6 protein-coding genes are annotated in these 4,901 nt (G+C 45.7%); 4 read left to right on the forward strand and 2 right to left on the reverse strand.

Annotated features, from left to right (window positions below; all coding sequences use genetic code 11):
* The coding region (locus tag HQM11_21235; GenBank protein ID MBF0353564.1) for a hypothetical protein at positions 1-544 on the reverse strand (544 nt) is incomplete at its 3' end.
* A gap of 343 nt (positions 545-887) precedes the next feature.
* Here HQM11_21235 and tadA point away from each other — a divergent pair.
* From tadA to HQM11_21255, 4 genes are all read left to right on the forward strand, one after another.
* Positions 888-2,603, forward strand: coding sequence for a Flp pilus assembly complex ATPase component TadA (gene tadA, locus HQM11_21240; protein ID MBF0353565.1), 1,716 nt, complete (start codon positions 888-890; stop codon positions 2,601-2,603).
* Positions 2,604-2,743: 140 nt separating this feature from the next.
* On the forward strand, positions 2,744-3,256 hold the full coding sequence (locus HQM11_21245) for a site-2 protease family protein (protein MBF0353566.1): 513 nt from the start codon (positions 2,744-2,746) through the stop codon (positions 3,254-3,256).
* 59 nt (positions 3,257-3,315) lie between these two features.
* Positions 3,316-3,561 (forward strand): hypothetical protein, encoded by a 246-nt coding sequence (locus HQM11_21250; GenBank protein ID MBF0353567.1) that lies wholly within the window; start codon positions 3,316-3,318, stop codon positions 3,559-3,561.
* Positions 3,533-3,967: an HNH endonuclease gene (locus tag HQM11_21255; protein ID MBF0353568.1), complete on the forward strand. Its 435-nt coding sequence runs from the start codon at positions 3,533-3,535 to the stop codon at positions 3,965-3,967. Before HQM11_21250 ends, HQM11_21255 begins: the two co-directional genes overlap by 29 nt.
* A gap of 95 nt (positions 3,968-4,062) precedes the next feature.
* Here HQM11_21255 and HQM11_21260 read toward each other — a convergent pair.
* Positions 4,063-4,901, reverse strand: an 839-nt coding sequence (locus HQM11_21260; GenBank protein MBF0353569.1) for a hypothetical protein, incomplete at its 5' end; no start/stop codon positions are given.

Consider the following 4,901-nt stretch of genomic DNA (forward strand, 5'->3'; position numbering starts at 1 on the left):
TCCGCTGATCCACTTCCCATAATTCCACTTTGGCGGGAGATCCCTGAATTTCAAGGGAAAACGTGACGGTCATTTCCTGATTGACGGTCAGGAACGTTTCAGAGGCCTGAAGTTTACCCAGCACCAGCGAAGGCGCGGGTTCTCCGGATTGCCTGTCTGTGAGGGGAACTGAAATGCCTGTGTCGGACTGGTCCATGTCTTTTTTGGTGTAAACCAGCACATGGGTGACACCTTGGGGGATTTTTGTGTTGACGGGTAGTGTGTAGGATAAATCCTGCCCCGTTTTGGCAAGAGACCAGATTCCTCCCATTTTTTCGGTTGGACCGGAACCCCAATAGAGCACATAATGCGTGAGGTTGGTTTCATCAGCGGCTTTCTGAATGTTGATGGTTCCTGCTATTTCTCCCGTGTCAGGGTCCTGATCCACCAAAGACACACCACGAGCTGGAGGAATGGACATTTCAGGTGCCCCCCCTCCCATGCCGCACAGGAGGACCCATGCCATTCCCGTTATCATCATTTTAAGCCATTGTCTTCCACGCATACGTCCCCTTCATTAAAAATGAATCAACAAACCCATTGGTCTGAGGGATTCATAGCAAAAATATCGCAGGGGACGCAATGGAATAATCAAGAAAAACAGGTTATTGTTGGTATCGTAATAAAATGAGATGGTTGTATGGCATAATCAGCGCATTTTCAAAACGGAATCACTACTATTTCCACTTGAGTTAGACGCTGTCATAATAAAATTTACAGCAGGAAATAGTTTTTCCTGAATTTGAGCTAGACAAACCCTTCAACGTTTTCTAAGTCAAAGAGAGTAGATCAATACGTTTCACCCCTTCATGGGTCGTCATTTTCAACATTATTATCCTAGTTATCCTATGTTTGATTATCATCCCGTGATCAATGTTCTGGTTCAAAAATACAAGCTTCCGCAGGAATCCCTGAACGCTATCAAGGATCAGTTGAAAGAACACCGGATGCAGCCGATGGCCATCAAGGATCTTCTGCTCAAGTACAAACTCACGCAGGAAGCGGTGTTTCAAAAAGCCATTGCCGAGTTTTATGAACTGGAATACCGTGAACATTTTGAAGAAATCGAAATTTCCCGGGAATTCACTGACACCATTCCTATTCGTTACGCCAAAAAATTCATTTTTTTCCCATTGAGAAAAGATGGTTTTGACCTCGAAGTCGCAGTGGAAGATCCATCCAATTTTCATCCGCTCGATGACTTGGGGCGGCAGTTCAAATGCAGGATCATTCCCGTAGTCTCACACCATCAGGCCATCATGGACTTGATCAATCGGGCCTATGACCGAAACTCCGGAATGGCGGATCAGGTGGTGGACAGTCTGGGTAAGGAAGAATCGTTTGAAAGCATTCTCGGCATTGATGAACCTGAAGATCTGCTTGACGCAACCGATGAAGAGCCGATCAAACGACTGGTGAACAGCATCATGTGGCAGGCGGCCAAGGATGAAGCCAGTGACATCCATATCGGACCAACACCCAAGGATTCCACCGTAAGATTCCGGATTGACGGCGTATTACACCTTGTCACCAGTTTTCCACGCCCGGCGCATGTGACAGTGGTCAACCGGATCAAGGTCATGTCCCGACTGGATATTGCCCAGAAAGGCATGCCGCAGGACGGACGGACAATGGTGTTGATCGCGGGTCGCAAGGTCGATATCCGGGTATCAACCGTTCCGACAGTTTATGGGGAAAAAATCGTGTTGCGTCTGCTGTATCAGAGCGATGGTTTGAAACCGCTGAGTGAGTTGGGACTTTCCGAAAATATTTTGAAATATTACAATAAATTCATCCATAAAAACGCGGGAATTATTCTTGTGACCGGACCGACGGGAAGTGGAAAAACAACCACGCTCTACGCCTCACTGGCCCAGATTGACAGCAACGCGAAAAACGTCATCACGATTGAAGATCCGGTGGAATACAAAATGTCCGGCTACAGTCAGATTGAAATCAATCACAAACTGGGTCTGAGTTTCGCAATGGCTCTCCGTTCTGTCTTACGTCAGGATCCGGATGTAGTGATGGTCGGTGAGATGCGTGATGCTGAAACTGCCCAGATCGCGATTCAGGCAGCACTCACCGGACACCTCGTTTTCAGCACTCTGCACACCAACAGTGCTCCGGCCACCATCACCCGTCTCATTGACATGGGGATTGAGCCGTTTCTGGTGTCATCGACCGTACTTGCTGTTCTGGCACAGCGGCTGGTTCGGCGTATTTGTGAATATTGCAAGGAAACCTATGATCCCCACCCTGAACAATTGCGGGAAGTGGGAATTTCTGATGAGCAACTTGCGGCGGCAGGTGGAAAACTATATCATGGAACAGGGTGTAGTGAATGTCGCCATACCGGCTATCGGGGGCGAGTTGGAATTCATGAACTCTTGATGATGAATGACAAGGTCAAAACCGCGATTCTCGATACCAGCGATGCCAACGTGATCAAACGTGTGGGCATTGAACACGGGATGATATCGTTGAGAATGAACGGGTGTGACAAAATTCTGCTGGGGTTAACCACCGTGGAAGAAATCCTGGCGATTACCGCTGAAGATTAATCTCAATAAAGGAAACAATGCTGTTTCAACTGGAACCTCAAGTTTTGGTCATATTACTGTTTTGTCTGATGTTCGCGCTCACGCTGCATGAATTCGCCCATGCCGCGGTCGCCTATCTCTGCGGCGATCCAACCGCGAAAATGGCAGGCAGAATGACAGTGAATCCTCTGGCTCATCTTGATATTATGGGGAGTCTGATGTTGCTGATGGTTGGTCTGGGCTATGCCAAACCAGTCCCGGTGAATCCAAGAAATTTTCGATACAAACATGCCGACACTTATGTGGCCGCGGCCGGACCCGCCATGAATTTTCTGCTGACCCTGGTTGGCGGACTGTTATGGATTATTCTCGACCAGCTTGATCTCCTGCAAACCAGCGTATTTCCCGTCCATGTACTCCTGTTCTGGTTCATGTTCATCAATATGAATTTGTGTCTGTTCAATCTGATTCCACTGGGACCACTGGATGGAAGCTATGTTCTACCTTATTTTCTTTCACCGCAAACACGCAGAAAATATGAACTGTGGAACCTTCAATATGGCACCTACCTGATTTTGGGATTGTTTGTCTTTGGCATGGTGTTGCCTGGTTGGAGTCCTTTCCGTTGGATCAGTATATTGAGTCGTGGAATGATCGGTATGATCATTTCATGAGAGAACTGTTCTGTTATGCGATAAGTGCTCACTACAAAACGCTAATTTGAAAGAGGATTATGAAAGTTTATGATGAAGTAATTGATTTTATTGCAACCGGTACAACTCCGGGAAGCATCATAGCTTTTCAACCTTCACCGGAAGTGAAGGAACGGGTTTTTGAATTGATACAAAAAGAAAAAACGGCTGGAATTTCAGAAGATGAAAAAACTGAATTGGAGCATTATATGCACTTAGAACATTTAATGCGCTTAATTAAAGCCAAGGCTTATCAGCATGTATCTTATGAAAAATTACATTCCTGAAGATTTACGTCGCTTGGTAGCTTCTCGTTCCGGTTTTAGGTGTGAGTATTGTTTGATTGAAGAATCTGATACATTTTTGGGATGTGAGGTGGATCATATCATTAGCCTCAAACATGGTGGAATTACAGAGGCTGACAACCTGGCTTATGCTTGTACATTCTGCAATCGCAAGAAAGGAAGTGATATAGGTTCAATACTCTGGGAAACAGGTGCATTTATTCGATTTTTTAATCCTCGTAAAGATCGTTGGGAGGATCATTTTAGATGGGAAGGTTTTCGAATTATACCACAAAGTGAAATAGGCGAAGTGACTGAACAAATTATTGGATTCAATCATCTTGACCGAATTCTTGAAAGAAAATTTGGCACCTTTCAAAAAGCCATCAAAGTAGCTAACAGTTTGTGAGGTTAGACTTCGGGTGTTGTGTCACTTAGGCAAAATTCGACAGGCCCAGCTCAATGAGCGCAATAATGTCCAACGTTGTCAGTTTTTCAAACTGTTTAGGCCGCCTGATCCATGGGTTCTGTACTACTTTGCTCGAAAGCCGGTAACATTTCAGAGCTTTCTGGTAATTTAGAACCTGGTTTATGAAAAGAGATCACGTTATTGTGTTGAGTTTCCAACTCAGGGCCGGCTGTAGCTTGGATTAGCAGATCAGACCAGTGAGCGGCTAAGGTTTCTCCTGTCAAGAGTTCTATGGGCGCTTTGCCTTTGCGTTTACCGCTTTTGTAAAGACGGTGATTATGATAAAACATGATCAAGTTGAGAAATTCCTGGGTGATTTGTCCTTTAGCCTGATTGAGAAATGGTCTGAGGATCGAATTGACCATTTCTATCAAGGAAGAAGCACGTACCACGGAATCGAGCTTATCGAAAACCAGGGTTTTAGCGTTCTGAAAGTTTGGACCCAGGACGTCCTCAGCCAGTTCGAGCCAGAAATTTCGTTCGCTCTGATGATACTGCTTTTGCCGGGATTTGGTTTGATGGGAAAAATGATCATGATGCCAGGCCATGTAGAGATATTCCAGGGTGCTTTCATGGACCTGCTCCAGCAGTTCAGCCTTAATGCGGTCTAACTGTTCAAACGGGACGAGGATCTCATCGATATGTTTTTTGAGAGAACCGACAATCCCCTGGAGCCCGACATGATTAACCCCTTCGATCAGGGATAAAAGGGCCTCGAGTTGAGGTTGGACGTTGGTTTTGGATTTCAATCCATGAGGAGAGCACCATTGTAAAAGTTCCCGGAGTTCCCCGGTCAGATAGGAAAGTTGATCATAGACAACCATGGCACGTTCACAGGATTCTACCGCGCTTTCATAGTGTTTGAGCCGTTTTT

The organism is SAR324 cluster bacterium, assembly GCA_015232315.1.
Lineage (GTDB): Bacteria > SAR324 > SAR324 > SAR324 > NAC60-12 > JADFZZ01.